We start from the raw sequence: 25815 nt of genomic DNA on the forward strand, positions 1-25815 counted from the left end.
GTCCGGCGGAGGGCCGCACGAGGGTGGCGCCGACAGTGGAGGGGCTGCGGATGCGGGAGGATGCCAGGAGGCAGAAACCGTCGGCGCCGGCGGGGAGCCGAATCCCGCCGGGCGCCCGACCGTAGGTCTCCGTTGCGAGAAAGGAGGTCAGCCATGATCGGCCTGAAACATTCGAGCGAACTCACCGCGGCGAACGTGCTCGGCGCCGTCCTCGGCGCGCTGCTGATCGTCTCGCCGTGGCTTCTCGGCTTCTCGGGAGAGGCAACGGCGCTCTGGAGCGCGTGCGTGACCGGGCTCCTCATCGGCATCGCGGCCCTGGCGGCGCTCGTCGACCTGCGTGAATGGGAAAGCTGGACCGCACTGGTCCTCGGGCTCTGGGCCGCCGCGGCCCCCTGGGTGCTGGGCTTCTCGGGCGTGAGCGCCGCGATGGGCGTTCATGTCCTCGTCGGCCTCGCCGTCGCGGCTCTCGCCGCCTTCGAGCTGTGGATGCTGCGCGGCCGGGAGAAGAACCTCGCATCCTGACGCATGCCGGGCGGGAGGCGTTCGCCTCCCGCTCTCCCGATCCCGCTCTGCTGGGATTTCGGGCATTCCGTCACGCCTGCGCGCCCGCGGCGAGGAGCCGCGGCGCTCCCCTTCACGGCAGCAGGCGGTAGCTCACCGGATTGTCGGGACACACGCCCGCCCCGCACTCGACGAAGGTGCCCGCCACGTTCGCGAGGGTCACGGCGATGACGAGGAGAACGGCGGCCCTCTCGAACGGGCCCGGCCGCGGCGGCGCCTCGCCCGGCGCCGGGAACTGCCGCTCCGACAGGAGCAGGGCCGCTACCGCGGCGATGGCGGCCGCGAAGCACAGGAAGGCCCAGGTGTAGTAGTGCAGCCCGAACACGGCGGAGCCGTATCCCGGGTCGCCCGGTGCGATGTGGAGCAGGATCTGCCGCGCGGCGACGCCCGCGCCGAACAGGGCGGCGAGGAGCGAGAGGGCGTAATGGCTCGGCCTCGGGCCGAAGCGGATGTTGAGGACCGGCCCGACCGCGAGCGCCGCGAAGGCCACCCGCTGCAGCAGGCACAGGGGGCAGGGCAGCTCCCCGAGCAGGACCTGCAGCGCGAAGGCGGCGAGCAGCACGAACGCGACGGCATAGAGTCCGAGCGCGTTGAGGACCAGGGAGCGGCGCGGCGTCAGCATCGGTGGGCACCCGAACCTAGAAGGAGAGGGGAAGGGCGTCGGTGGCGTGGTGCCCGTAATCGGCGATGCCTGCGACGAGGCCCGCGGCGAAGAGGGCGAGGGCGAGCCCCCGGCGGCCGGTCCAGCCGGCGATCATCGCGCCCGCAAACAGCAGAAAGAGAAAGGTCTGGTCCATGCGCACCCCCGGGTACCGCTGCCTAGCATATATTCCTTAACGGAATGTCCGGGCCGCCCCGAGCGCATCGTCGCATGGGCGAGAACCGGCGCGCTTTCGCGCAGGATGCGCTGGTCCTGCCCGAAAGCCTTTGCTATGACGCTGCCCGGCGGGTCTGCTCCCGGTCGAGGATCAAGAGACGATGGACAAGTTCACTGTGCTGGAAAGCGTCGCGGCGCCGCTGCGGATCGTCAATGTCGACACCGACATGATCATCCCCAAGCAGTATCTGAAGACCATCAAGCGCACGGGTCTCGGCAAGGGCCTCTTCTCCGAGATGCGCTACCGCGAGGACGGCTCGGAGAACCCGGACTTTGTCCTCAACAAGCCCGCCTACCGCAACGCCAAGATCCTGATCGCCGGCGACAATTTCGGCTGCGGCTCGTCCCGCGAGCACGCGCCCTGGGCGCTGCTCGATTTCGGCATCCGCTGCGTCATCTCCACGAGCTTCGCGGACATCTTCTACAACAACTGCTTCCAGAACGGCATCCTGCCGATCACGGTGAGCCCCGAGGACCTGGAGAAGCTCTTCGACGACGCGGAGCGCGGCGCCAACGCCACGATCACGGTCGACCTCGAGAACCAGGAGATCCGCGGGCCGGACGGCGGCACGGTGCGCTTCGACATCGACCCGTTCCGCAAGCACTGCCTGCTCAACGGCCTCGACGGCATCGGCCTGACCATGGAGAAGGCCGCCAGCATCGACACCTACGAGAAGAAGCTCAGCCAGCGCGCCTGGGCCTGAGGCGCGCCGGGCGCTCCTTTCGGCCCGGTTGCCCAATATTAACCAAATTGGCCGCACAATGGGGGGCATGAACCGTACCCTTGCCCCCACGCTTCTCGCTCTCCTCGGGCTCGCCGCCGCGACGCCGGCCCTCGCCCAGGGAGACTTCCGCTCCTGCCTCTCCTCCCTGCGCGCCCAGGCCGCCGCCAAGGGCATCTCCGGCCAGGCCTTCGACCGGGCGACGGGCGGCATCGAGCCGGACCTCAAGATCCTCGAGCTGATGGACAACCAGCCCGAGTTCAAGACGCCCATCTGGGACTATCTCGCCGCCCTCGTCGACGACGAGCGCGTCCAGGACGGCAGGGCCGCCATGCGCCAGTGGGGCCAGGCGCTCGCCGCCGCGGAGGCCCGGTTCGGGGTGGACCGCCACGTGATCGCCGGGGTCTGGGGCGTCGAATCCAACTTCGGCAAGGACATCGGCGGGCGGCCCCTGGTGCAGTCCCTCGCGACGCTCGCCTGCTACGCCCCGCGCCGGCGCGAGTATTTCACGGGCGAGCTGATGGCGACGCTCAAGATCGTCCAGGACGGCGACATCGACCCGGCGAACCTGCGCGGCTCCTGGGCCGGGGCCTTCGGGCACACCCAGTTCATGCCCTCCACCTTCCAGCGGCTCGCGGTGGACGGGGACGGGGACGGCCATCGCGACATCATGATGTCGGTGCCGGACGCGGTCGCCTCCACGGCCAACTTCCTCAAGAAGGCCGGTTGGGTGAACGGCCTGCCCTGGGGCTACGAGGTGCGCCTGCCGGCGGGGTTCGACGCGAGGCTCGCCGGACGCAGGAACAAGAAGCCGCTCTCCGCCTGGGCGGCCATGGGCGTCACCCATGTCGACGGGCGGCCGCTCTCCGGCAACTACCCGGCGGGCATCCTCATCCCCGCGGGCGTCCAGGGCCCGGCCTTCGTGGTCACGAAGAACTTCGACGCGGTCTATTCCTACAACGCCGCCGAGTCCTACGGCCTCGCCATCGCCCTCCTGGGCGACCGGCTGAAGGGCCTGCCGGGGATCCGCACCGCCTGGCCCACCGACGACCCGCCGCTCTCCCGCGCCCAGCGCCGGGAGCTCCAGCGGCTCCTGGCCGCCCGCGGCTACGACGTGGGCGAGCCGGACGGCAAGATCGGGGCCAAGACCCGCGAAGCGATCAAGGACGTGGAGCGCCAGATCGGCCTGGAGCAGCGCGGCCGTCCCGGCGCCAAGGTCCTGCAGGCCCTGAGGGGGTAACGACGCCCATGAGCTGGAGCACGTTCCTCCTCTTCGTGCCGGCCTGCTTCGCCCTCAACCTGGCGTTCGGCCCCAACAACCTCCTGTCCCTCACCTACGGCCTGCAGCAGGGGGTGCGCACCGCCGTGCTCGCCTCGGGCGGGCGGCTCGTCGCCTTCGCGCTGATGATCGCGCTCACCGCCCTCGGCGTCGGCGCGGTGCTCGCCGCGTCCGAGGCGGCGTTCACGGCCCTCAAATGGGCGGGAGCCGCCTATCTCGTGTGGCTCGGGATCAGGATCCTGCGCGCCTCCGGACCGGCGGCATCCGCCGTCGGGGCCGCGCCCCGGCGTACCTTGAGGGCTCTCAGCCTGCAGGAGTTCTGGACCGCCATCGGCAACCCCAAGGCGATCCTGATCTTCACCGCCTTCCTGCCGCAGTTCGTCGATCCGCAGTCCTACTGGACCGGCTTCGCCCTGGCGGGGCTGATCTTCCTCGTGCTGGAAGCCGTCGCGGTGCTCTTCTACGCCGTCCTCGGCCAGCGCCTGGGCGCCTTCGGCCGCAACGGCCGCGTCTTCGGCTGGCTCAACCGCGCCTCCGGCGCGACCATGATCGGCTTCGGCGTCGCGCTGCTCTTCGCCCGGCGCCCGGCCTGAGGGGCGTCGCGGCGGCCGTCCAACGGCTAGGTTGTGGCGCGCGCCGGTTTGGGGTTGTACTGCCCCATGCTCATCGCCATCCTCACGGACATCCACGGCAACCGGGAGGCCCTGTCCGCCTGCCTCGACCATGCGCGCCGGCAGGGGGCGGACCGCTTCGTGTTCCTCGGGGACTATGTGGGCTACGGCGCCGATCCGGCCTTCGTGGTCGACACGGTGAGGGACCTCGTGGACAGGGGCGCCGTCGCCCTGCGCGGCAACCACGACGCGGCCGTCGACGGGTCGGACGCGGACATGAACGGCATCGCCCGGGAGGCGATCCGCTGGACCCGCGAGCGGCTCGACCCGGAGCAGCGCAGGTTCCTCGCGCATCTTCCCCTCGTCCACGAGGAGGGGAGCGTCCTCTACGTCCACGCCAACGGCTACGCGCCGGGCAACTGGGACTACATGAACGGCACCATGGAGGCCGTCCGGCACTTCAGCCGGGTCGACGCCCACATCACCTTCTGCGGCCATGTGCACGTGCCCATGCTCTATCACATGAGCACCGCCGCGAAGGTCGGCTCCTTCTCGCCGGTCGGCGACAACGAGATCCCGCTGCTGGCGACCCGCACCTGGCTCGCGGTGATCGGCTCCGTGGGGCAGCCCCGGGACGGGGTGCCGGCGGCAAGCTACGCGCTCTTCGACACGGCGCGCCAGACCCTGCGCTTCCTCCGCGTGCCCTACGACACGGCGGCGGCCGCCCGGAAGGTGAGGGAGGCGGGGCTTCCCGAGAAGCTGGCGCTTCGCCTGGAACAGGGACGGTGACCCATGCGCTGGCGCCTGAAACAGGGCATGACGGTCGACGGCTTCGAGCTCCGGGAGCACCTGGCCACGGGCGGCATGGCGCAGCTCTGGGCCGTCGCCCGCCCGGGCGACCCGATGCCGCTCGTCATGAAGATCCCGATGCTCATCGATTCGGGCGATCCCCTGCCCATCGTCTGCTTCGAGACCGAGCAGATGATCATGCCGCGCCTGTCGGGCCCGCACGTGCCGCGCTTCGTCGCCGCCGGTCCCCTCGATCCGATGCCCTACATCGTCATGGAGCGGATCCCGGGCGAATCCCTGAAGGCCCGCCTCCGGGAGGTGCCCCTGCCCTGGGCCGAGGCGGTCACGATCGGGGCCAGGGTGGCCCATGCCCTCCACGACCTCCACCGGCAGCACGTCATCCATCTCGACGTGAAGCCGAGCAACGTAATGACCCGGGAGACCGGCGAGGCCGTGCTCATCGACTACGGCTTCGCCCGCCACGGGCAGCTGCCTGACCTCCTCGCGGAGGAGTTCCGCGAGCCCTTCGGGACCACGCCCTACATGGCGCCCGAGCAGGTGCTCCAGGACCGGGCCGATCCGCGCAGCGACCTCTTCGCCCTCGGCGTGATGCTGTACTTCTTCGTCACCGGCGAGCGCCCCTTCGGCACGCCGCGCGGCGGGCAGATCCGCCGGCGCCTGTGGCGGGACCCGGTGCCGCCGCGGGCCCTGCGGCCCGACTGCCCGCCCTGGCTGCAGGAGGCGATCCTGCGCTGCCTCGAAATCGACCCGCAGGACCGCTACGCGACCGCGGCGCAGCTCGCCCTCGACCTGGAGAATCCCGGACAGGTGACGCTCACGGAGCGGGCCTCCCGCCTGGAGCGGGACGGAGGGATGAAGACCTTCCGGCGCTGGCTGAAGGCCCGCAGGGCCCAGCCCCTGGAACGGCCCAACATCGCGGGCCAGCTCTCCCGCGCCCCCATCGTCCTCGTCGCCATCGACCTCTCGCCGGGCGGCGAGGACCTCGCCGAGGCCCTGCGCCTCATGGTCAGGCGCATCCTCTCCATCGAGGGCGAGGCGCGCCTCGCCTGCGTCAACATCCTCAAGACCTCGCGCCTCGCCGTCGACATCCTGGAGGACGAGGAGGGCCGGAGCCTCCACGTCCAGCGTCTCGTGCAGCTCAGGCACTGGGGCGCCTCCCTCGGCGTTCCCGAGGGGAGGATCTCCTACAGCGTGCTGGAGGCGCCCGATCCGGCGGCCGCCCTCGTCGACTACGCGCGGCACAACGACGTCGACCACATCGTGATCGGCGCGCGGGCCTCCTCCGCGCTCCGGCGCTATCTCGGCAGCGTCTCGTCCCAGGTGGTGGCACAGGCGCCGTGCTCGGTCACGGTGGTGAGGACGGCGAGAGACCGCGGCACGGCCGAGGCGCCTCCGTCCGACGAACGGCGCGACTGAGACGGCGCGCGACATTTCCGGACGGAAAAACGCCTCCCACCTTTTCGAAAAGTGCTCCGGCGCTTGCCAAGCGGCCCGTTCGGCCTTTTAAGGACCCTGCAATTCGACCACGACACAACAGGGGGCCTTCATGGCAACGCACAAGCTTCTCCTTCTCCCCGGCGACGGCATCGGTCCGGAGGTCATGCGCGAGGTGGAGAAGATCGTGGGCTGGTTCGCCAGGAACGGCGTCGGCTTCGAGACGGAGGCGGACCTCGTCGGCGGCGCGGCCTACGACGCCCACGGCGTCTCGATCTCGGAAGCCGCCATGGCGCGCGCCCAGGAGGCCGATGCGGTCCTGTTCGGCGCGGTCGGCGGCCCGAAATGGGACGGCGTCCCCTATGCGGTGCGCCCGGAGGCCGGCCTCCTGCGCCTGCGCAAGGATCTCGGCCTGTTCGCCAACCTGCGCCCGGCCATCTGCTACCCGGCCCTCGCCGACGCCTCCTCCCTCAAGCGCGAGGTGGTGGAGGGGCTCGACATCATGATCGTGCGCGAGCTCACCGGCGGCGTCTATTTCGGCGAGCCGAAGGAGATCGTCACCCTCGAGGACGGGTCGCAGCGCGCGGTGGACACGCAGCTCTACACCACGGGCGAGATCGAGCGCATCGCCCGCGTCGCCTTCGACCTCGCGGGCAAGCGCCGCAACAAGGTCTCCTCCGCCGAGAAGAGCAACGTCATGAAGACCGGCGTGCTCTGGCGGCAGATCGTGACCCGCATCCACAGGGAGGAGTTCCCCGCAACGCAGCTCGAGCACGTGCTCGCCGACAATTGCGCCATGCAGCTCGTGCGCAACCCGAAGCAGTTCGACGTGATCGTCACGGACAACCTCTTCGGCGACATCCTCTCCGACATCGCGGCGATGCTCACCGGCTCGCTGGGCATGCTGCCCTCCGCCTCCCTCGGCGCGGTGGACCCGAAGACCGGCAGCCGCAAGGCGCTCTACGAGCCGGTTCACGGCTCGGCCCCCGACATCGCCGGCAAGGGGCTCGCCAATCCCATCGCCATGATCGGCTCGTTCGGGATGGCGCTGCGCTACTCCTTCGGCCTCATCGAGGCGGCGGACATGCTCGACAGGGCCATCGCCAACGTGCTGGCCTCCGGCACCCGCACCAGGGACATCGCCGCCCCCGGCGCCAACGCCGTCGGCACGCAGGAGATCGGCGACGCGATCGTGAAGGAGCTCTCCGCCCTGTCGTAAGGCCGGACCCGGCTGCGGGGCGGCGGCCGCCCCGCGCCGTCAGCGGATCGAGCCCGTCGCCTCCACGTTCGGGGTGAATCCGAACGGCGGGAACGGATTGGTCGAGCCGACGAACGGCCCGTTGGTGACGGGATCGGGCAGGAGTGCGCCGCCGCTGAAGCGCTCGTTCTGCCCGTAGGGCGGGCTCAGCAGGTAGGACTGGGCCTGGCCGTAGCCCGTGTAGCCGGGATTGATCGAGTTCGGCGCCACCACGTTGCCGGGGTCGAGGAAGCTGCGCGGCGCGACGCGGAAGGTGAGGGGGCGTCCCCGGTCCTGCGCCTCCGCCGCGGTTGCGAAGGCCGCGGCCGCGACCAGGGAGATGAGACCCAGAGAAACGATGCGGCGCATGGAAGCCTCCAGCTTGGCCTTCGAAGACGCGCTCTTCCGCTCCGCCCGCGCCTTCCGGAAAACGGCGGACCTGAGAAACGGCGGACACTTGGAAAAATGGCAGGGCGGCCTAAATTGTTCCGCTCTCCGAAAGGGGCTGGCCCGAAGGGCATGGAGGGAGAAGGCGGCGTGGATCGGCGCGACGGCATCCCGGAGCTGACGTCGAAGGACGGCCTGTCCGTTCTCGGGCGCGTTCCGCTCGTCGCGGAGACGCCGGAGGAACTGCTCGACGACGCGACCACCCCGATCTCCCGGTTCTTCGTGCGCAACAACGGGCTCCTGCCGGAGCTCCCCGCCGATCCGGAGAGCTGGAGCCTGATCGTCGACGGGGAGGTGGAGCGTCCCCTGCGCCTCAGCGTGGCCGAGCTGAAGCGCCGGTTCCCGGTCCGGACCTTCCGCATGGTGCTGGAATGCGGCGGCAACGGCCGCTCCTTCTTCACGCCCGCGGCGGAGGGCAACCCGTGGACCAACGGCGGCGTGGGCTGCGCGGAATGGACCGGCGTCCCGCTCCGGGACGTCCTGGACGCGGCGGGGCTGAAGCCCTCCGCCGTCTACACCGCCCATTACGGAGCCGATCCGGACAAGGACGGCCGCCGCGACCGGCCCTCCCTCTCGCGCGGCATGCGCATCGCGAAGGCCCTCGAGGAGCACACCCTCCTCGCCTTCGCCATGAACGGCGAGCCCCTGCCGTTCCTGCACGGCGGCCCCTTGCGCCTCGTCGTGCCGGGATGGCCGGGCTCGCTCAGCCAGAAATGGCTGACGCGGATCTGGATCCGCGACCGGGAGCACGACGGGCCCGGCATGACCGGCCTGTCCTACCGCCTGCCCGTGCATCCGATCCCGCCGGGCGCGGGCGTGGAGGGGGTGCCCCTGCGCATCCTCGAATCGATGCCCGTGCGCAGCATCGTCACCCATCCCGCCGACGGGGCCCGCTACGCGCCGGGCACGCGCCGCATCGCGGTGCGCGGCGCCGCCTGGGCGGGGGACGATTCGGTGGCGCGGGTGGCCCTGTCCCTGGACCGGGGCGCGACCTGGACGGAGGCGGCCCTCGAACCCCTGCGCAACCGCTACGACTGGGCCCGCTGGTCGGCGATTCTCGCCGTGCCGGGGGACGGGGATTACGAGATCTGGGCCCGGGCGACCGATTCCGCCGGCCGCTCCCAGCCGCTCGTGCCGGAGAACTGGAACCCCAACGGCTACGGCTGCAACGCCGTCCACCGGGTCGCGGTCACGGTCGGGCCGGAGGCCTGACCCCGAGGGCGGCGGTGCGCGCCGCGAGGGCGCAGACGTCGCTGCGGTTGCGCTCGGCCCGGGCGAAGAGGGCCTTGAGGGCGGCGCCGTCCGCCGCCGCCAGGGAAATCCGGTCGATCAGGCACACCGCCTGAAGCGCGCCGGCGCTCTCGGGATCGGCGCCGCACAGCCAGCCGTGGAAGCCGAAGGCCGCCTCGGCATCCGCGAAGCGGAAGGCCTGGCAGGTCTGCTCGGCCGTCCCCGCAAGAGTTCCCGCAAGAGTTCCCGCAAGGGTCACCTCGGCCATCTCCACGGGGCCGAACTTCGTCGCCTCCATCCGGCTCTGCGCGGTGCGGCCCACGGAGAGGCCGGCCTCCGCCGCGCGGCGCACGGTCTCGACGAAGAGGCTGCGCCTCTCCGTCCCGACCTCGCCCTGGACGAGGGCGATCCGCGCGTGGCGGGCCTCGCCGAATCGGCCGAGGACCAGGTTGTCCTCGCGCCCGCCGGACACGTGAAGCCGGGCCGAGAAGACCGGAGGCGCGAAGGGCTTGTCGAGGCTGTAGGCCGGGGCGGCCTGCGGAAGCGGCCGCCACGGGGGCGGCGGCGCGATCAGCACGGAGGCGGGAACCGCCCCCGGCGCGCCGGGGGCCGGGGGGCGGGCCTTCTCCTCGCGGGCGAAGTGAACGAGCCCGGCGACGGTGAGGCCGGACAGGAGCGTCATCCGCAGCCAGGGCAGACGCCGCGCGCGGCGACGCGGGCGCGGCGGGTCCTCGCCGGTCCCGTCGAGGTCCTCCTCCCACCCGCTCTCGTCCCAGTCGGCGTGGATCGCCTTCGGCATCGTGCTCCCGTCGCAGCGTTGGCATTCCGAAGGAGTGTTCTACCGTAGCGCCCGCGAGCGTTCGAAAGCTTTCGTTCATCATCGTGAATCGAAGGTTACCGCGTGCCCGAAGCGGCTTCTCCCTCGCACCCGACGGCCGCGGCCTGCCCGGCGCAGGAATCACTTGACGGCGCAACGGGTTTGATGTGTTTCTGAAAAGACCTATCGGCCCGGCGAACGGGCTTTCCGATGGACGAAGGCGATGACGCTGCTCACCACGACGAGCAAAACGAAAACCGTCACGACGGCCGCGAAAACGGCCGGCTGAAGCCTCGTCGTCCCCGGTCCTCTCTCCCGTCGGGGCGAGAGGCGACACCCGAAAAGGGTTCTCGAAGATCTCCCGGGGAGAGCGAAGACAGGAGAAGTTCCATGGGTTACAAGGTCGCCGTCGTCGGTGCGACGGGCAATGTGGGCCGCGAGATGCTCAATATCCTGGCCGAGCGCGCGTTTCCCGCCGACGAGGTGGTGGCGCTGGCCTCCCGCCGCAGCCAGGGCACGGAGGTTTCCTACGGCGACAGGATCCTGAAGACGAAGGCCCTCGACACCTTCGATTTCTCGGACGTGGACCTGTGCCTCATGTCCGCGGGCGGCGAGGTCTCGAAGGAGTGGTCGCCCAGGATCGCCGCGCAGGGCGCGGTGGTGATCGACAACTCCTCCGCCTGGCGCTACGACCCCGAGGTGCCCCTGGTGGTGCCGGAGGTGAACGCCGGGGCGGTGCGCGAGATGAAGAAGAACATCGTCGCCAACCCGAACTGCTCCACGGCGCAGCTCGTGGTCGCCCTCAAGCCCCTTCACGACCGCGCCACCATCCGGCGCGTGGTGGTCGCCACCTACCAGTCCGTCTCCGGCGCCGGCAAGGAGGGCATGGACGAGCTCGACCGCCAGACCAAGGCCCTCTACTCCCTCCAGGAAGTGCAGGAGAAGAAGTTCCCCAAGCGCATCGCCTTCAACCTCATCCCCCACATCGACGTGTTCATGGAGGACGGGTTCACGAAGGAAGAGTGGAAGATGACGGCCGAGACCAAGAAGATTCTCGACCCGAAGATCAAGCTCACCGCCACCTGCGTGCGCGTGCCGGTCTTCATCGGCCATTCGGAGGCGGTGAACGTGGAGTTCGAGAAGCCGATCACCGCCGACGAGGCGCGGGAGGTCCTGCGCTCCGCCCCCGGCGTGGTCGTCATCGACAGGCGCGAGCCCGGCGGCTACATCACCCCGCACGAGGCGGCGGGCGAGGACGCCACCTACGTGTCGCGCATCCGCGAGGACATCACCGTCGAGAACGGCCTCGCCTTCTGGTGCGTCTCCGACAACCTCCGCAAGGGCGCGGCGCTCAACGCGGTGCAGATCGCCGAGGCCATGGCCAACCGCGGCCTCCTGCCTTCCAAGAAGAAGGCTGCATGAGACGCAGGGCTGCATAAGCCGTGACGGGGAGGGCGGGATCCGGCGATCCCGCCCTCTTCCGTCTCGCGGCCGGTCTTCCGGCGGAGCGTCAGGGGGCGTCGACCCGGCGGGCGCTGAACATGGAGACCCGCTTCGGCATGTCCTCGACGGCCGCCCGGTACTCCCCCGTCTCGGGATCGCGCACCATCAGGACGCCGGAGGCGACGCCGAAGAAGGCGCCGTGGAGCTCCAGCTTGCCGCGCTCCACGAGGGTGCGCACGCACGGAAACGTCATCAGGTTGTTGAGGCTGTTCTCGATCGCCGCGAGTTCGAGGCGCGTCAGGTAGTCGGAGAAGTCCGTGTCCCCGCGCGGGCCGATCCGCTCGGCGGCGGGGGCGATGAGGTTCATCCAGCGGCCGATGAAGTCGCCGGGCGACAGGGGGGCCGTGTCGTCCGCGAAGGCGCGGATGCCGCCGCAGCGGGCATGGCCCAGCACCACGATGTGCTTCACGCGCAGGGCCTGGACCGCGAATTCCAGGGCGGCGGACGTGCCGTGGTAGTCGCCGCCGGTCTCGAAGGGCGGCACGAGGTTCGCCACGTTGCGGACCACGAAGAGCTCGCCCGGGCTCGCGTCGAAGATCACCTCCGGCGAGACCCGGCTGTCGCAGCAGCCGATGATCAGGATTTCGGGGGATTGTCCATGCTGCGCGAGGGCTTCGTATCGGTCCTTCTCGCGGGAGAAGCGTTCGCCGAGGAAGGCGCGGTAACCGTCGGTCAGGCGTTTCGGAAACACGGGCAGGCTCCTGTTTTGGCGCCCGTTTCCTAGAGCATCGGATCCGAAAGTGGAATCCACTTTTGCGATCGTCGGGGCTCAAGGGCGGAGGGAGCGTCTCCTCAGCCGGGAAGCCGCGCCGCCTCGGCGAGCTTCGCCAGCTCCACGTTCGCGCCGCAGAGAAGGACGCCGACCCGCTCCCCGGGCCGCGGCCGGTAGGCGCCGGAGACGAGCGCCGCGAGGGCGGCCGCCCCGCCGGGCTCCGTGGCGATGCGCCAGTCGCGCCAGAGGAGTCCCTGGGCGTCGCGGATCGCGGCGTCGCTCACCAGGGCCACGTGGTCGACGGCCCCCTTGCAGATCCCGTACACGAGCGCCCCCGTGTTGCGGGCGCCGAGCGAATCGGCCGCGAGCGAATCGACCTCCACGTCCACCGGGCCGCCCGCCGCGAGGGCCGCGTGGAGCGCCCGCGAGCCTTCCGGCTCCACGCCCACCACCTTCACGCGGCCGGCCCACCAGGCCGCGATGCCGCCGATGAGGCCGCCGCCGCCCACCGCCACCAGAACCGTGTCGAGGGGAGGGGCGTCCTCCTCCCATTCGAGCCCGACCGTGCCCTGGCCCGCGATGGTGCTCTCGGCGCCGAAGGGATGGACCCGCAGCGCGCCGCTCTCCGCCACGTAGAGGTCGCAGGCCTCCTGGGCGTCCGCATAGCGCGCGCCGCCGATCACGACCTCGGCCCCGTGGGAGCGGATGACGGCGATCTTCGCGGGGCTCGAGATCTCCGGCACGAAGATGCGGGCCTTCACGCCGAGCCGTTTCGCCGCATAGGCGACCGCCGCGCCGTGGTTGCCGCCCGAGGCCGCCGCCACGCCCGCGGCGGGCACCGGCTTCGACAGGAGCGTGTTGAAGGCGCCGCGCGCCTTGAACGAGCCCGCGTGCTGGAGGAACTCGAGCTTGAGGCTCACCGGCCCCGCATGGCCGAAGGCCTCGGGCAGGGTCCAGACGGGCGTGCGGCGGATGTGCGGGGCGATGCGCCGGTGCGCCTCCTCGATATCGCGGCGGGTGACGGGAAGGGTCTCGGTTGCGGAGACGGAAGCGGGCATGGCGGCAATCTCGGGAACGGGCGCGGAAACCGGGCGGGCGAGGGTCCAGATGGCGACCGGGAGGCCGTGGGCGTCGCGGTCGGGCGGCGAGGGAAAGGAGCGTCCTCCACCTCTAGCGATATCGAGGGCGACGGCCAACCCCGCGAGGGCGTCGACGAGGTCGTCCTCCCCCGCGCCGCGGGGCGGATGCGAATCGACGAGCCCGGGAGGAAGGCCCGCCCGGCGAAGGAGCTCCCGTCGCAGGACGAGGCCCGGCGCATGGGGCCTGCCCTTCACCTTCTTCGGCTCCGCGAGGGCGCGCTCGCCGTTCAGGGACCAGAAGGCGAGCTCCGGGTGCACCTCCACGACCCGGGGGACGAGGTCGGGCCGTCCGCGGAGCAGCGCGTCGATCTCGCGGATCTTCGGGAAGAGGTGGAAGCCCTGCATGGAGACCTTGCGCGGCGGGTCGGAGGTTTCGAGCGCCAGGGCGCAGGCGGTCGCGAAATCCGGCGCCTCCACCGCGCGGCGGGAGGGAATCGCGAAGACGGACGACTGGCGCGCGCCGAGAAGCGGGCGGATCGTCCGCTCCGGGCGCCGCCCCGGGCCTTCCGTGCGGTCCGGAAGGCCGATGGGCATGTCGACGGCGACGACCTGGGGGCGCTCCGGCGAATCGACGATGTCGGCGAAGCGCCGCTCGATCCGCACGACGGGAGCGCGGCGCCCGTCGCAATCGGCGAAGACCGCGATCCAGCCTCCGGGACAACCGTCGATTCCGACCGCCCACATCCTTCGCGCGCTCCTCCGTTTCCGCGGCCCGCCGCCGCCGCTACATTCGGCCCCGAGGGGAGGCCATCATGACCGAGATTCGCCCGCGCCGCAGCGCCCTTTACATGCCCGGCTCGAACGCCCGCGCCCTGGAGAAGGCCAGGACCCTGCCCGCGGACGTGGTGATCCTCGATCTCGAGGATTCGGTGGCGCCGGAGGCGAAGACGGAGGCGCGCGCACAGGTCTGCGCCGCCCTGCGGCAGGGCGGCTTCGCGCCGCGCGAGGTGGTGGTGCGCGTCAACGCCCTCGACACGCCCTGGGGCGAGGAGGACCTGGCGGCCGTCGCCGCCGCGGCCCCCGATGCGATCCTCGTCCCCAAGGTGTCCTCGCCCGAGACCCTGGCGGCGGTCGGACTGCGCCTGCGGCGGGCGCGGGCGCCGGAGCGCGTGCGCGTCTGGGCCATGATCGAGACCGCCCACGCGATCCTGCGGGCCGACGCGATCGCCGGCGCGGCCCACGACGTGGACACGCGCCTCGACTGCTTCGTGCTGGGCCTCAACGACCTTGCCCGCGAGACCCGCGCCCGGCTCGTTCCCGGACGCGCGCCCATGCTGCCGTGGATGGCGACGGCCCTCGCGGCGGCGCGCGCCAACGGCATCGACATTCTCGACGGGGTCTGCAACGACCTTTCCGACGCGGCGGCGCTGCGGGCCGAATGCGTGCAGGCCCGCGACTGCGGCTTCGACGGCAAGACCCTGATCCACCCGAACCAGATCGGAACGGCGAACGAGATCTTCTCGCCCACTCCCGAGGAGGTGAGCGAGGCGAGGATCGTCGCGGAGGCCTTCGAGAAGCCGGAGAACGCCCGCAAGGGCGCCATCGCCCTCGGCGGCCGCATGGTGGAGCGCCTCCATGCGGACATGGCGCGGCGGGTGCTCGGCCTGGCGCGGGCCATCGAGGCGCGCGGAAGCTGACGGCCGCCGCAAGCGCGCGGGCCGTCCGGAGGTTCCTCACTCCGTCAGCGGCCGCGCCTCCTCCGGCAGCATGATCGGAATGCCGTCGCGGATCGGATAGGCGAGCTTGGCCTGCCGGCTGATCAGCTCCTGCCGCACGGGGTCGTAGTCGAGGGATTCCTTCGTCAGCGGGCAGACCAGCATCTCGAGGAGCTTGGGGTCGATGCGCGTCGCTTCGACGGGTGTGGTGTCGGTCATGGGGTCTCCTATTGCAGCGGCGTCTCGGAGCCGTTGGTGCCGCGGGCGAGCTCGATCTCGGTGAGCGCGATCAGCACCTCGGCGCGGGTCTTGAGGTCCTGCGCCTCCAGCAGCGCCTGCTTCTCCCTGACGCCGAAGGGGCTCATCATGCAGAGCGCGTTGACCAGGGCCTCGTTGGGGGCCTCCTCGATTCCCTTCCAGTCCACGCGCACGTCCGCCGCCTCCACGAAGTCGCGCAGCGCCTTGACGACGCCTGCGCGGTCGACCTCGTTCTCGCCCGCGCGGGCGACGAAGTCGTTCGCGTAGGGCGTGAAGTCGACGCGGCACTGCCGGTAGAGCGTCGGCACGGACAACTCCTCCTCGATGCGGAACCGGGCGATGCCGACGAGGGTGATGAGATAGCGCCCGTCGCCCGTCTCGGCGAACTGGGTGATGCGGCCCGCGCAGCCCACGTGATAGAGCTGCGGGAAGTGCCGCGTTCCGCCTCCGTCCGCGTCGGGCTGCACCATGCCGACGATGCGGTCGCCCTTCAGGGCATCGTCCACCATGGCGAGATAGCGCGGTTCGAAGATGTTGAGGGGAATCTGGCCCCGCGGCAGGAGAAGGGCGCCTGGAAGGGGAAAGACCGGAATGACCGACGGGCAATCCTCTGGCCCCCGGTAAACCGCGTTCATTCCCATTCCCATCTCCCTGTCCGTGGAACGGCGGCGTCAGGCAAACAGGATCGAGGAAAGCCTCCGCCGTCCCGCGACCGTCGCCGGGTCCATCGGGCCCCAGGCCTCGAAGAACTGGACGAGCTGCTTGCGTGCGCCGTCCTCGTTCCAATTGCGGTCGCGGCGGACGATTTCAAGGAGCTGGTCGACCGCTTCTTCGCGCTTCCCGCGGGCGTTGAGGGCGATGGCGAGATCGAACCGGGCCTGGTGGTCGAGGGGATTGGCCGCGACGCGGCGTTCGAGCTCGGCGGTGTCGCCGAGGGAGCCGGCCTGCTCCGCGAGTTCCAGGGCGGCGCGGGCGCCGGCGATGGCCGGGTCCCGGGCCTTGTCGGCGGGCGCCATGTCGATGAGGCGCCGGGCGCCCTCCAGGTCGCCGAGCTCCACGTGCAGCTTGGCGAGGGCGGCGAGGGCCGGCGCGTGGGAGGGGTCCTGCGCCAGGATGCCCGCATAGAGCTCCGCCGCGCCGGAGGCGTCGCCCGCCGCCGCGAGGCGGTCCGCCTCGGCCATGACCTCCTCGACCGCGCTCGGGCCGAGGGGGCCGACGAGCCGCTCGATGAAGGCCCTGATCTGGCTCTCGGGCAGGGCGCCCATGAAGCCGTCCACCGGCTGGCCGCGCTGGAAGGCGAAGACCGCCGGAATCGACTGCACGCCGAGCTGGCCCGCGATCTGCGGATGCTCGTCGATGTTCATCTTCACCAGCTTGACCTTGCCGCCGGCCTCCCGGACGACCTTCTCGAGAACCGGCGTCAGCTGCTTGCAGGGGCCGCACCACGGCGCCCAGAAGTCCACGAGAACCGGCTGCTTCATGGATTCGGAGAGGACGTCCTGGCGGAAGGCCGCCGTGGTGGTGTCCTTGATCAGGCCGTCGGCAGGGGGGGCGTTGCGGGGGGTGTCGGCGAGCATGCGATCCTCGGATGCGGTCTCTTGAGGGTTCGGTCTTTTCGTCTCTGTCAGATGGGGGCGTCCGGGCCGTCCGGCAATTCCGCCGGCGGTTCGGGCAGGCGCACGATCAGCGGGTCGTGCCCGGTCGCCCGCAGGAATTTCAGCAGATCCTCGCGGGAGACGCCCGTGGTCATGGAATTGACGAGGGGGTGGAAGTTCACCCGCTCGTGCTCCATCAGGTTGGCGTCGAGGATCATCGTCACCCTGTTCTCCCGGTCGTTGACCACCGCGAAGGGCGTGACCGAGCCCGGCTCGACCCCGAGCAGGGCGCGAAGCTGCTCGGCGGAGCCGAAGGACAGGCGGCCGGAGGCGCCGATGGCCTCGTGGGCCCGCTTGAGGTCGATCGCCGTCTCGTCCTTGGCGGTGATCAGGAAGAAGCGGCCCTTCTTGTCCTTCACGAAGAGGTTCTTGGAATGGGCGCCGGGGATCCGGGCCTTGACGGGGCGGGATTCCGCCACCGTGAACACGGGCTCGTGCTCCACCGTCTCCGCGGCGATGCCGAGGGCGGCGAGCCGGTCGAGAAGGGCGCTGGGCGAGAGATGGGTCACGGTTCGGCAGCCTCCGGAGATCAGGGGCGTTCTAGAGCAATTCCCGCGAAAGTGGGAACCGTTTCTGTCGCGCCGGGCGCCGGGCGCCGTCTTCGTCCAGAAAACCTCTTGCCAAAAACCTCTTGCCAAGCGGATCGTTTTGAGGCACATGAGCGGCCTCGCAACGGCGCAAGCCGCGGAGCGCGGGTGTAGCTCAGGGGTAGAGCACAACCTTGCCAAGGTTGGGGTCGAGGGTTCGAATCCCTTCGCCCGCTCCAAATTTCCAGGCGATTCGTCGAAAAGGCCGCAACCGTGCGGCCTTTCGCGTTTTTCGGCCCTGCCTTCGCCCGTGCAGGGCCGCGGGCGGCCCGATTCGCCGGCCCGCGGCCGGTTCAGGCCTGCGCCCGCTCCGCCTCCATCGATTGCGCGATCCGCCGCTCGATCTCGTCGCGGTCGACGATCCCCGAGGGATTCGCCTTGGAGGGCATGAACTTGCGGTAGTGCAGGTAGCGCCCGCGGCTCACCTCCTCGAGGCGCGCCAGCTCGCTCAGGGGATCCGCATGGTCGTCCACGCGGATGTCGAGATAGGGATACTCCTCCTCGTCGTGGATCAGGATCGCGGCCGACTGCCTGCCGCGCTTGTCGCCGCCGGCCGCCTCGCCCGCCTTCAGGGCCGCCAGGAAGCGCCGCGCGAGGGGCAGGTCCGCCGCCGCCTCGAAGGCGCGCGCAGTCTCGGCGATCACCTCTTCGCCCGCCAGCATGTTGCCCGCGACCGAGAAGGTGTCGCGGATCAGGTGTCCGCACCAGGGCACGCAGTCCGCGCCCGTATGGGCCGCGAAGCGCCCCTGCCGGTCCATCACGTGGACCTGGCGCTGCCCTCTTCCCTCGTCGGCCGCCGTCAGGATGCGGATCGCATCCTCCGCCGGGGCGCCGGCCCGCAGCAGCTCGAGCCCGCGGTAGCCGTAGTAGGGATTGACGAAGGCCTGGGTGGCGATCGCCCCCACGCCCGTGGCGACGAAGGGCACCCGCGCCCCCACCGCGAAGGCGCAGGTCGCGACAGCGATCCCGATGTGCCCCGTCTTCGGGTCCCTGGCTACGATCGACCACGTCATGCCGTTTCCTTTCATGCCGCCGGAGTTTCGGAGCATTCAAGCAAGCCGCCCGAACGAATGCAAAGGCCGAGTTCGGGAAAGGTATGATATAACGGGGGTAGTATAAGCAAATATTCCGGGGAAATCGGACTCCGATTCTGCTTTTCGGCAACACATGAGCCCAGGAAGACGAAAGATGAGGCCAAATAACGGGCTTGTCGTCTTCCTTTAAGAGGTTGTTCACGCGCGGATGCGTTCCTGCTCATGCCTGTGGATTGTGCGCCAGGGGGGCGTGCGCTTCCCGCGGCGTTGCGGGCGGGCCAACGAAAGACGATGCGATTTCTCGACAACTTCAGAATCCTGACCAAGCTGGCGATTCCGGTGACGATCTTCGTCGCCGTCGCCGTCGGTCTGATCGCGATGGCCGTGACGGGCCTGGACACCTTGGCCTACGACGCACAGAAGATCGTCGACAACGACGCGCAGCGCCTCAGCCTGGTGCAGAGCATCAGCGCCAGGGTCAACGAGGCGACGATCCAGGAAAAGAACATGATCCTCGCGCCCAAGGACCAGCCCGAGCGGATCCGGAGCGTGGAGAACTCGTACAGGAACGCCGTCCAGAAGGCCTCCACGGAGCTCGATCAGCTGGTGTCCCTGTCCAGCTCGCCCGAATTCAGGCGGCTGAACGAGGAGCTGAAGGCGGCCGTCCTGACCTACTTCAAGACGCTCGAGCAGAGCATGGCGTTCTCGGTGGGCGGCCAGGAGGACAAGGCGGTCGAGCTGACGAACGGCACGGGGCGCAACCAGCGCATGAAGCTGCGCGAGCAGATGGCCCAGAGCATCGAGGGCATCGCCGGGGAGCTGCAGCAGGCCAAGGAGGAGGCCAACGCCCTCGCAAGCGCGACGAGATGGCGGCTCGTCGAGGCCGCCGCAATCGGGCTGGCCCTCGCCATCGGCCTCGTCTGCTGGATCACGATCTCCGGGGTGACGAAGCCGCTCTCCGCCGTGGCGGGCGCCATGGACCGTCTCGCCAACGGCGATCTGTCGGTGCAGGTGAGCGGCGCGCATCGCCGGGACGAGGTGGGCCTCCTGGCCCGGTCCCTCCAGGTCTTCAAGGACAATGCCGTCGAGGCCCGCCGCCTGGCGGCGGAGCAGGAGCGGGAGAACGAGGCGAAGATGCGCCGGGCGCAGGCTCTCGACCGGCTGGCGCAGGAGTTCGAGCGGAACGTCTCGGCCATGACCCAGGGACTGGCCTCCGCCGCGACGCAGATGGAGGCGACGGCGCAGGGGATGTCGGCGATTGCGGACGAGACCAACCGGCAGTCGGTGAGCGTCGCCTCGGCGGCCGGGCAGACCTCCGCCAACGTGCAGACGGTGGCCGCCGCCACGGAGGAGCTCTCCATCTCGGTGCGCGAGATCGCGTCCCAGGTGAACCAGTCCTCCCAGGTGGCGGAGCGCGCGGTCGTCGACGCGCAGCGCACCAACGGGATCGTGCAGGAGCTCGCCAACACCGCCGAGAAGATCGGCACCGTGATCCAGCTCATCAACACCATCGCCGGCCAGACCAACCTCCTCGCCCTCAACGCCACCATCGAGGCGGCCCGCGCCGGCGAGGCGGGCAAGGGCTTCGCGGTGGTGGCGAGCGAGGTCAAGGAGCTCGCCAACCAGACCGCTCGGGCCACCGAGGAGATCGCGGCCCAGATCGGATCGGTGCAGCAGGCGACCCGGGACGCCGTCGGCGCCATCGACGGGATCGGCCGCACCATCGCGCAGATGTCGCAGATCTCCATGACGATTGCAGCGGCGATGGAGGAGCAGGGCGCCGCGACGGCGGAGATCGCGCGCAACGTGCAGGAGGCCGCCCGCGGCACCGAGCAGGTGACGGCGAGCATCGGCGACGTGAAACGCGGCGCGGGCGAAACGGGGGCCGCGGCGAGCCAGGTCCTCGGCGCGGCGCAGGAGCTGGCGCGCCAGTCCAACGGCCTCGGCCAGGAGGTCGGCAGCTTCCTCGCCAGCGTGAAGGCCGCCTGACGGGACGGCTCGACGTCTCCTCGAAACCGAGAGCCCGGTCCCGGACCGGGCTTTTCTTCAAGGGCGTTCGGGGAAATGCCCTCGCCCTGGCGCAGGCCGCGGGGAGCGTTCCCAAGGGGCGATGCCCGCCCCGCGCCGATGGCAAAGCCCGCGGCTGGGAGCGCGGGCCGGAAAACCGGGTCCTCTTTTCCGCAGGATGCGCTAGAGAGGGCCGTTTCCCGGATCCTTCCCGGAAACGGGCGCTCACGAGGGACTCGCGTCATGGAACTGCCGCCGCTCCTGCGACAGGGCGTGGACGCCGCGCTGGCGGGCACCGGCCTTTCGGCCCTCGGCCGTGCGGCGGGCACGCTCTCGGCCCGCTACCGGGCGGAGGTGCGCGACGGACGGTTCCACCTCTCCGACGACCTCGCGGCGCGGGCCTACCTCGCCACGCGCCTTCCCGCGACCTATGCGGCGGTGCGGGCCGCCATGGCGGCCGTCGCCGAGGTCCGGCCCGATTTCGCGCCCGAGAACCTCCTCGATCTCGGATCGGGGCCCGGCACGGCCTTCTGGGCCGCCATGGACTGCTGGCCGGGCCTCGGCCGCGCCCTCCTCGTCGAGGGCAGTCCCCCCATCCGCGCCTGGGGCGAGCGGCTGGCGCGGGAGGCTCCCGTGCCGTCCGAGTGGCGCAGCGGGAACGTGGCGAAGCCCCTCGCGGATCTTCCGCCCCACGATCTCGTGACCCTCGCCTACGTGCTCGACGAGCTGGCGGAGGGCGAGCGCGGCCCCCTGGTCGACCGGCTCTGGGGCCTCACCCGCGACACCCTGCTCGTCGTCGAGCCGGGGACGCCCGCGGGATGGGAGCGGATCCTCGCCGCGCGGGACCGGCTGATCGCCGCCGGAGCCTTCCTGCTCGCCCCCTGTCCCCACGCGGCCGCCTGCCCGCTGGTGCGGCCCGACTGGTGCCATTTCTCCCGCCGCGTCGCCCGCTCGCGCCTCCACCGGCAGGCCAAGGGCGGCGAGGTGCCGTGGGAGGACGAGAAGTTCATCTATCTCGCCGCCTCCCGCCGCCTCGGAGCCCGTCCCTCGGCCCGCGTCATCGCGCCGCCCCGTGCGGGCAGCGGCCAGGTGCGGCTGAAGCTGTGCCGCGACGACGGACGCGCGGAGGAGCGGCTCTTCACGAAGCGCGAGGGCGACGTCTTCAGGCAGGCCCGCCGGGCCGGCTGGGGCGATGCGCTGTAGGGCCGCCCGTTTGCCCGCGGCGGCGCTCACGTGCTAACGCCACAAGCTTCCAAAGGCGAGAACGCGAGACGATGGCTGGCAAGAATCCGCTCCTCAGCGGCGACACGCTTCCCCTGATCCGCCGGCTCTGGCGCGACTGGATGCGGCCGCACGCCAGGACCCTGGCGCTCGTGCTCGTCCTCGTCGCCCTCGTCTCGGGCGCGACCGGGCTCTACCCGGTCCTGATCAAGGCGGCCTTCGACGCCTTCGCGGCCAGGGATGCGACGGCGATCCTGCTCGCCCCGCTCTTCGTCATCGCCGTCACCTCGGTGAAGGGCTTCTCGCTCCTGGCGCTCACGGTGCTCACCAACCGGGTGGTGACGCAGATCGAGGCCGACATGCAGACGGCCCTCTACGGGCACATGATCGACGCGGACATCGCCCAGATCGGGCGCGAGAGTCCGGCGGCGCTCACCCAGCGCTTCACCACCGACTTCCTGTTCATCAAGGAGGCGCTGACCCGCATCTCCACCGTGTTCCTGCGGGAGGTGACGACGATCGTCGCCCTCCTCGGCGCCATGCTGTGGATCGACCCGGTCCTGACCATCGTCGCCGGCGTCACCGTGCCCTTCATCGCCCATCCCATCGGCAAGATCGGCAAGAAGCTGCGCCGGGTCGCCATCTCCACCCAGGAGCAGACCGGCCAGATGGCGAGCCTGATCACGGAGAGCCTGGCGGGCACCCGCGTCGCCAAGACCTACGCGCTCGAGGGCTACCTCAAGGCCAAGGCCGCGCGGACCTTCGACGAGGTGCGCAAGCTCAAGATGAAGGCCGCCAACGCCCGCGGGCGGCTCGACCCGCTCCTGGAGGCGGGCGGCGGCTTCGCGGTGGCGGCGGTGCTGGTGCTGATCGGCCGGCGCATCGTGTCCGGCGGCAGCACGGTGGGCGACTTCACGGGCTTCGTCAGCGCCCTCATCCTCGCCGCCCAGCCGATCCGGGCGCTCGGCAACCTCAACGCCATCGTGCAGGAGGCGGCGGCGGCCCTGCAGCGCACCTTCGCGGTGATGGACGAACGCCCGCAGATCACCGACCGGGCGGGCGCGCGCCCGCTCGCGGTCGCGGGCGGCGAGATCCGCTTCAGGAATCTCGGCTTCTCCTACAACGCGGAGCAGACGGCGCTCCACCACGTGGACTTCACGGCGGAGGCCGGGCGCACCACCGCCCTCGTCGGCCGCTCCGGCTCCGGCAAGTCGACCCTCCTGTCCCTGGTGCCCCGGCTCTACGACGTGACCTCCGGGGCGGTGCTGGTGGACGGGCAGGACGTGCGGGAGGTCACGCTCCGTTCCCTGCGCAGCGCCATCGCGATGGTGAGCCAGGAGGTGGTGCTCTTCGACGACACGGTGCGGGCCAACATCGCCTTCGGCCGGCCCGGCGCCACGGAGGAGGAGATCGTCGCGGCGGCGAAGGCCGCGGCCGCGCACGATTTCATCCTCAGGCTCCCGCAGGGCTACGACACCGTCGTCGGGACGGGCGGCGGGCGGCTCTCGGGCGGCGAGCGCCAGCGCATCTCGCTCGCCCGCGCCTTCCTCAAGGACGCGCCGATCCTGCTCCTCGACGAGGCGACCTCCGCCCTCGATTCGGAATCCGAAAAGCTCGTGCAGGAGGCGATCCGGAGGCTGATGAAGGGCCGCACCACCCTGGTGATCGCCCACCGCCTCTCCACCGTGCGGGACGCGGACAGGATCGTGGTGATGGAGGCGGGCCGGGTGGCCGAGATGGGCACTCACGAATCCCTCGTCGCCTCGGGCGGCACCTATGCCCGCCTGCACCGGCTCCAGCTGTCGGGCGATGCGGAGCCGGCGAGCCCGGCCGCCTAGCGTGGCATGCGGACCCGGAGATCCGCGTGGGCGGCAGGCAAGTCCGGCATTCGATACGTTATTACAATATTAAGGCGATCCTCTTAAAAAAGGCGGTGCTTTCCCGGAGGAGATCCATGCTTCGCCAAGCCGTCGCAGCCGCCGCCTTCGCCCTTGCCGTTACATTCGCCGGAGCCTCGGGCGCCGCCGCCCAGGGACTCGTGCCCTGCGCCCGGGAGCACGGGTTCTGTCGGGTTCCCTATCCGACCCGCGTCGTCTACGGCGTCCCGGGGCGCGAGGCGGTGATGGACGTCGCCGGGCGCGGCATTCCCTGTTCCAACGAGGTCTTCGGCGACCCCGCGCCCGGCATTCCGAAACGCTGCGCCTACGTGGCCCGCTCCTACGGAGGCGGCTTCGAGAGGCCGCTGCCCCGCCCCCATCGCGACTGGCCGGGCCGGCGCGGGGAGGTCCAGGAAATCTATGAGACCGCCGCCTGGCGGACCTGCGCCGGCGAGAACGGCTTCTGCGGCTTCAGGGGCGTCCGGCGCGTCCGCTACGGAGCCCATGGCCGCTATGCGGAGGGCGTCTACCGGGGCGGGGTCGGCTGCAACAACGGCACCTTCGGCGATCCGGTCCCCGGCGTGCGCAAGCACTGCCAGGTCCTGGACTGAGAACTCTTGGACTGACAGGTCTTGGACTGACAGGCCTTGGATCGGCGCGACCTCCGCTGCGGGGCCGTGCCCTCACTCCCGCCGCATGATCCGGTCGACCAGGATGTTCGACCAGAAGCCGGGCCGGAAGTCCCGCTCCAGGGCCTCCGGGTCGTAGACGGTCTCGACCCAGGTGAGGAAGGGCATGCCCCGGGCCTCGCCCTCCCTGCGGTAGCGCTCGAAGAAGGCGTCGAGGATGCCGGTCTTCGAGAAGCGGAAATGGCCGTAGCGGGCGGAGAGCTGGCGCAGGGCCTCCTCGACGCTGCGTCCCTCGTGCACCACGAGGTAGAGGGCCGCCACGAAGCCGGCCCGGTCGGCTCCCGACTTGCAGTGGAGCACCGCCGGATACTCGATGGTTTCGAAGAAGGCCTTGGCGGACAGGATCGTCTCCCGGTCCGGCGCGCCGCGGGAGCGCACCACGAACTCCACGAGATGGATGCCGAGCCGCTCGCAGATCTCCTTCTGCAGCTGCCAGGAGCCGTGCTCCCGCCCGCCGCGCAGGTTGACGATGGTGCGGACGCCCTCGTCCTTCAGGCGCGAGATCTGGTGCGGGGCGGGCTGGGCGGAGCGCCAGAGGCGCTCCGAGACCCGGTGCTTGTTGAGGTAGAGCAGGCGGAAGACCCCGTGGTCCACCAGCAGCATGTTGGCCCAGGCGCGCACGCGCCCGAGGGGGCCATCGACGGGCCTGTCCCAGCGGGCGATGCGCGCCATGCGGCGGGCATAGCGGGTTTCAGGCTTGAGAAACCTGTTGATCACGGCGATCCATTGTTGCGGTTGCGGCCCGGCGGACCGGGCCTGCGGCGTCGGCCGCCTTATCGGGCATCGACCGGCATTAATCAATTCCGCCGTTCCGCGTTCCGGAATCCGCTCTTTTCCGGGCCGGACGGGCGCGCGGGACCCATCGTATCTGTTGCCGCCCTGCGCCCCGTCGTGTAAGGGGTGCGTTTCGATACAACCCCTCCTCGACGAACACGGCTGCCGGACCGGGCGGACGACGCCCGGGGCCCGTAGCGTCGAGACCAAGCACTTCAGGAGAGCGGCGTCATGTCGTCCACCTTCGAGACCGTCGCCGGCATCATTTCCGAGACCGCCGACATTCCGCGCGAGCAGATCACGCCGGAAAGCCATGCCATCGAGGATCTCGGCATCGATTCGCTGGCCTTTCTCGACATCGCCTTCGCCATCGACAAGGCCTTCGGCATCAAGCTGCCCCTCGAGCAGTGGACGCAGGAGGTGAACGAGGGCAAGGCGCCGGCCGAGGAGTATTTCGTCCTCAAGAACCTGGTGGCCCACATCGACGCCCTCATCGCGGCCAAGGCGGCCTCCTGACAGGCGGCCTCCCGACCGTCCTTCCGGCCGGAGCCCGCCCGGACCGGCCGAAGTTCCAGAAGCGTCCGCCCCACGGACGCGGCAGTCCCGGCGGGCCGCTCCGAGGCCGGCCCGGCAGGCGGAGGAAAGCCTTCTCCGCCCGATCCGTCCGGGAGGGGCAAGA

At 70.7% G+C, this 25815-nt stretch carries 27 protein-coding genes and 1 tRNA gene; 16 read left to right on the forward strand and 12 right to left on the reverse strand.

Annotated elements, in window-relative coordinates; translation table 11 throughout:
- The first annotated feature begins 153 nt into the window (after positions 1 to 153).
- Positions 154 to 522, forward strand: coding sequence for an SPW repeat protein (locus GDR74_RS01750; protein WP_152584692.1), 369 nt, complete (start codon positions 154 to 156; stop codon positions 520 to 522).
- Positions 523 to 634: 112 nt separating this feature from the next.
- On the opposite strand, the gene GDR74_RS01755 is transcribed toward GDR74_RS01750, so the two are convergent.
- Together GDR74_RS01755 and GDR74_RS18075 are read right to left on the reverse strand one after the other, a co-directional pair.
- Complete coding sequence (locus GDR74_RS01755) at positions 635 to 1183, reverse strand: disulfide bond formation protein B (protein WP_152584693.1); 549 nt, start codon at positions 1181 to 1183, stop codon at positions 635 to 637.
- 16 nt (positions 1184 to 1199) lie between these two features.
- Positions 1200 to 1358 (reverse strand): DUF5993 family protein, encoded by a 159-nt coding sequence (locus GDR74_RS18075; RefSeq protein WP_194164600.1) that lies wholly within the window; start codon positions 1356 to 1358, stop codon positions 1200 to 1202.
- A gap of 181 nt (positions 1359 to 1539) precedes the next feature.
- Between GDR74_RS18075 and leuD the strand changes: the two genes are divergently transcribed.
- From leuD to leuB, 6 genes are all read left to right on the forward strand, one after another.
- Entirely contained in the window at positions 1540 to 2142 is a 603-nt protein-coding gene (gene leuD / locus GDR74_RS01760; protein ID WP_152584694.1) for a 3-isopropylmalate dehydratase small subunit, read from the forward strand.
- Between the two features lie 67 nt (positions 2143 to 2209).
- Entirely contained in the window at positions 2210 to 3400 is a 1191-nt protein-coding gene (locus GDR74_RS01765) for a lytic murein transglycosylase (RefSeq protein ID WP_152584695.1), read from the forward strand.
- Positions 3401 to 3408: 8 nt separating this feature from the next.
- Positions 3409 to 4032, forward strand: a complete 624-nt coding sequence (locus GDR74_RS01770; RefSeq protein WP_152584696.1) for a LysE family translocator — start codon at positions 3409 to 3411, stop codon at positions 4030 to 4032.
- A 66-nt stretch (positions 4033 to 4098) separates the two neighbouring features.
- Positions 4099 to 4839 carry a metallophosphoesterase family protein gene (locus tag GDR74_RS01775; protein ID WP_152584697.1) on the forward strand — a complete coding sequence of 247 codons (741 nt, stop codon included), beginning with the start codon at positions 4099 to 4101 and terminating at the stop codon, positions 4837 to 4839.
- A gap of 3 nt (positions 4840 to 4842) precedes the next feature.
- Positions 4843 to 6276, forward strand: coding sequence for a serine/threonine protein kinase (locus GDR74_RS01780; RefSeq protein ID WP_152584698.1), 1434 nt, complete (start codon positions 4843 to 4845; stop codon positions 6274 to 6276).
- A gap of 130 nt (positions 6277 to 6406) precedes the next feature.
- Entirely contained in the window at positions 6407 to 7513 is a 1107-nt protein-coding gene (leuB, locus tag GDR74_RS01785) for a 3-isopropylmalate dehydrogenase (protein WP_152584699.1), read from the forward strand.
- 39 nt (positions 7514 to 7552) lie between these two features.
- Here leuB and GDR74_RS01790 read toward each other — a convergent pair whose 3' ends face one another.
- Positions 7553 to 7900 (reverse strand): hypothetical protein, encoded by a 348-nt coding sequence (locus GDR74_RS01790; RefSeq protein ID WP_194164601.1) that lies wholly within the window; start codon positions 7898 to 7900, stop codon positions 7553 to 7555.
- A gap of 168 nt (positions 7901 to 8068) precedes the next feature.
- On the opposite strand from GDR74_RS01790, the gene GDR74_RS01795 reads away from it, so the two are divergent.
- On the forward strand, positions 8069 to 9190 hold the full coding sequence (locus tag GDR74_RS01795; protein WP_246179824.1) for a sulfite oxidase: 1122 nt from the start codon (positions 8069 to 8071) through the stop codon (positions 9188 to 9190).
- Here the strand turns inward: GDR74_RS01795 and GDR74_RS01800 are convergent.
- Positions 9168 to 10007 (reverse strand): hypothetical protein, encoded by an 840-nt coding sequence (locus tag GDR74_RS01800; protein WP_152584701.1) that lies wholly within the window; start codon positions 10005 to 10007, stop codon positions 9168 to 9170. The genes GDR74_RS01795 and GDR74_RS01800 overlap by 23 nt on opposite strands.
- 408 nt (positions 10008 to 10415) lie before the next feature.
- Between GDR74_RS01800 and GDR74_RS01805 the strand changes: the two genes are divergently transcribed.
- Positions 10416 to 11447, forward strand: coding sequence for an aspartate-semialdehyde dehydrogenase (locus GDR74_RS01805; RefSeq protein WP_152584702.1), 1032 nt, complete (start codon positions 10416 to 10418; stop codon positions 11445 to 11447).
- A gap of 88 nt (positions 11448 to 11535) precedes the next feature.
- On the opposite strand, the gene GDR74_RS01810 is transcribed toward GDR74_RS01805, so the two are convergent.
- Entirely contained in the window at positions 11536 to 12219 is a 684-nt protein-coding gene (locus tag GDR74_RS01810) for a carbonic anhydrase (protein ID WP_152584703.1), read from the reverse strand.
- Between the two features lie 101 nt (positions 12220 to 12320).
- Positions 12321 to 14063, reverse strand: a complete 1743-nt coding sequence (locus GDR74_RS18555; protein WP_343039618.1) for a serine/threonine dehydratase — start codon at positions 14061 to 14063, stop codon at positions 12321 to 12323.
- A gap of 68 nt (positions 14064 to 14131) precedes the next feature.
- Between GDR74_RS18555 and GDR74_RS01825 the strand changes: the two genes are divergently transcribed.
- Positions 14132 to 15016, forward strand: coding sequence for an HpcH/HpaI aldolase/citrate lyase family protein (locus tag GDR74_RS01825; RefSeq protein WP_152584704.1), 885 nt, complete (start codon positions 14132 to 14134; stop codon positions 15014 to 15016).
- A 36-nt stretch (positions 15017 to 15052) separates the two neighbouring features.
- Here GDR74_RS01825 and GDR74_RS01830 read toward each other — a convergent pair whose 3' ends face one another.
- From GDR74_RS01830 to GDR74_RS01845, 4 genes are read right to left on the reverse strand one after another with little or no spacing between them, the layout of a single operon-like run.
- Entirely contained in the window at positions 15053 to 15253 is a 201-nt protein-coding gene (locus tag GDR74_RS01830; protein WP_152584705.1) for a Trm112 family protein, read from the reverse strand.
- A gap of 8 nt (positions 15254 to 15261) precedes the next feature.
- Complete coding sequence (locus GDR74_RS01835; RefSeq protein ID WP_152584706.1) at positions 15262 to 15933, reverse strand: LON peptidase substrate-binding domain-containing protein; 672 nt, start codon at positions 15931 to 15933, stop codon at positions 15262 to 15264.
- Between the two features lie 30 nt (positions 15934 to 15963).
- Positions 15964 to 16869, reverse strand: coding sequence for a thioredoxin (gene trxA, locus GDR74_RS01840; protein ID WP_152584707.1), 906 nt, complete (start codon positions 16867 to 16869; stop codon positions 15964 to 15966).
- 47 nt (positions 16870 to 16916) lie between these two features.
- Positions 16917 to 17456, reverse strand: a complete 540-nt coding sequence (locus tag GDR74_RS01845; protein WP_152584708.1) for a prolyl-tRNA synthetase associated domain-containing protein — start codon at positions 17454 to 17456, stop codon at positions 16917 to 16919.
- Between the two features lie 182 nt (positions 17457 to 17638).
- Here GDR74_RS01845 and GDR74_RS01850 point away from each other — a divergent pair.
- Positions 17639 to 17713: transfer RNA gene (locus GDR74_RS01850), tRNA-Gly, on the forward strand.
- A 114-nt stretch (positions 17714 to 17827) separates the two neighbouring features.
- Here the strand turns inward: GDR74_RS01850 and GDR74_RS01855 are convergent.
- A complete protein-coding gene (locus GDR74_RS01855) occupies positions 17828 to 18547 on the reverse strand; it encodes a DUF1028 domain-containing protein (RefSeq protein ID WP_152584709.1) in 720 nt (239 codons plus the stop codon).
- 312 nt (positions 18548 to 18859) lie between these two features.
- Here GDR74_RS01855 and GDR74_RS01860 point away from each other — a divergent pair, with 312 nt between their 5' ends.
- From GDR74_RS01860 to GDR74_RS01875, 4 genes are all read left to right on the forward strand, one after another.
- Positions 18860 to 20557 carry a methyl-accepting chemotaxis protein gene (locus tag GDR74_RS01860; RefSeq protein WP_152584710.1) on the forward strand — a complete coding sequence of 566 codons (1698 nt, stop codon included), beginning with the start codon at positions 18860 to 18862 and terminating at the stop codon, positions 20555 to 20557.
- 261 nt (positions 20558 to 20818) lie between these two features.
- Positions 20819 to 21778, forward strand: coding sequence for a small ribosomal subunit Rsm22 family protein (locus tag GDR74_RS01865; RefSeq protein WP_152584711.1), 960 nt, complete (start codon positions 20819 to 20821; stop codon positions 21776 to 21778).
- Between the two features lie 71 nt (positions 21779 to 21849).
- Complete coding sequence (locus tag GDR74_RS01870; RefSeq protein ID WP_152584712.1) at positions 21850 to 23634, forward strand: ABC transporter ATP-binding protein; 1785 nt, start codon at positions 21850 to 21852, stop codon at positions 23632 to 23634.
- A gap of 116 nt (positions 23635 to 23750) precedes the next feature.
- Positions 23751 to 24284, forward strand: a complete 534-nt coding sequence (locus tag GDR74_RS01875; protein WP_152584713.1) for a hypothetical protein — start codon at positions 23751 to 23753, stop codon at positions 24282 to 24284.
- Between the two features lie 72 nt (positions 24285 to 24356).
- On the opposite strand, the gene GDR74_RS01880 is transcribed toward GDR74_RS01875, so the two are convergent.
- Positions 24357 to 25079 carry a protein tyrosine phosphatase family protein gene (locus tag GDR74_RS01880; RefSeq protein WP_152584714.1) on the reverse strand — a complete coding sequence of 241 codons (723 nt, stop codon included), beginning with the start codon at positions 25077 to 25079 and terminating at the stop codon, positions 24357 to 24359.
- A gap of 288 nt (positions 25080 to 25367) precedes the next feature.
- On the opposite strand from GDR74_RS01880, the gene GDR74_RS01885 reads away from it, so the two are divergent.
- Entirely contained in the window at positions 25368 to 25652 is a 285-nt protein-coding gene (locus GDR74_RS01885) for an acyl carrier protein (protein ID WP_152584715.1), read from the forward strand.
- Positions 25653 to 25815: the final 163 nt, after the last annotated feature.

Source organism: Microvirga thermotolerans, from assembly GCF_009363855.1.
Taxonomy (GTDB): Bacteria; Pseudomonadota; Alphaproteobacteria; order Rhizobiales; family Beijerinckiaceae; genus Microvirga; species Microvirga thermotolerans.

Coding starts and splice junctions, on each gene's coding strand:
- GDR74_RS01750 (WP_152584692.1), top strand. CDS start 154: ATGATCGGCCTGAAACATTCGAGCGAACTCACCGCGGCGAACGTGCTC.
- GDR74_RS01755 (WP_152584693.1), bottom strand. CDS start 1,183: ATGCTGACGCCGCGCCGCTCCCTGGTCCTCAACGCGCTCGGACTCTAT.
- GDR74_RS18075 (WP_194164600.1), bottom strand. CDS start 1,358: ATGGACCAGACCTTTCTCTTTCTGCTGTTTGCGGGCGCGATGATCGCC.
- leuD (WP_152584694.1), top strand. CDS start 1,540: ATGGACAAGTTCACTGTGCTGGAAAGCGTCGCGGCGCCGCTGCGGATC.
- GDR74_RS01765 (WP_152584695.1), top strand. CDS start 2,210: ATGAACCGTACCCTTGCCCCCACGCTTCTCGCTCTCCTCGGGCTCGCC.
- GDR74_RS01770 (WP_152584696.1), top strand. CDS start 3,409: ATGAGCTGGAGCACGTTCCTCCTCTTCGTGCCGGCCTGCTTCGCCCTC.
- GDR74_RS01775 (WP_152584697.1), top strand. CDS start 4,099: ATGCTCATCGCCATCCTCACGGACATCCACGGCAACCGGGAGGCCCTG.
- GDR74_RS01780 (WP_152584698.1), top strand. CDS start 4,843: ATGCGCTGGCGCCTGAAACAGGGCATGACGGTCGACGGCTTCGAGCTC.
- leuB (WP_152584699.1), top strand. CDS start 6,407: ATGGCAACGCACAAGCTTCTCCTTCTCCCCGGCGACGGCATCGGTCCG.
- GDR74_RS01790 (WP_194164601.1), bottom strand. CDS start 7,900: ATGCGCCGCATCGTTTCTCTGGGTCTCATCTCCCTGGTCGCGGCCGCG.
- GDR74_RS01800 (WP_152584701.1), bottom strand. CDS start 10,007: ATGCCGAAGGCGATCCACGCCGACTGGGACGAGAGCGGGTGGGAGGAG.
- GDR74_RS01805 (WP_152584702.1), top strand. CDS start 10,416: ATGGGTTACAAGGTCGCCGTCGTCGGTGCGACGGGCAATGTGGGCCGC.
- GDR74_RS18555 (WP_343039618.1), bottom strand. CDS start 14,063: ATGTGGGCGGTCGGAATCGACGGTTGTCCCGGAGGCTGGATCGCGGTC.
- GDR74_RS01825 (WP_152584704.1), top strand. CDS start 14,132: ATGACCGAGATTCGCCCGCGCCGCAGCGCCCTTTACATGCCCGGCTCG.
- GDR74_RS01830 (WP_152584705.1), bottom strand. CDS start 15,253: ATGACCGACACCACACCCGTCGAAGCGACGCGCATCGACCCCAAGCTC.
- GDR74_RS01835 (WP_152584706.1), bottom strand. CDS start 15,933: ATGGGAATGAACGCGGTTTACCGGGGGCCAGAGGATTGCCCGTCGGTC.
- trxA (WP_152584707.1), bottom strand. CDS start 16,869: ATGCTCGCCGACACCCCCCGCAACGCCCCCCCTGCCGACGGCCTGATC.
- GDR74_RS01855 (WP_152584709.1), bottom strand. CDS start 18,547: ATGACGTGGTCGATCGTAGCCAGGGACCCGAAGACGGGGCACATCGGG.
- GDR74_RS01860 (WP_152584710.1), top strand. CDS start 18,860: ATGCGATTTCTCGACAACTTCAGAATCCTGACCAAGCTGGCGATTCCG.
- GDR74_RS01865 (WP_152584711.1), top strand. CDS start 20,819: ATGGAACTGCCGCCGCTCCTGCGACAGGGCGTGGACGCCGCGCTGGCG.
- GDR74_RS01870 (WP_152584712.1), top strand. CDS start 21,850: ATGGCTGGCAAGAATCCGCTCCTCAGCGGCGACACGCTTCCCCTGATC.
- GDR74_RS01875 (WP_152584713.1), top strand. CDS start 23,751: ATGCTTCGCCAAGCCGTCGCAGCCGCCGCCTTCGCCCTTGCCGTTACA.
- GDR74_RS01885 (WP_152584715.1), top strand. CDS start 25,368: ATGTCGTCCACCTTCGAGACCGTCGCCGGCATCATTTCCGAGACCGCC.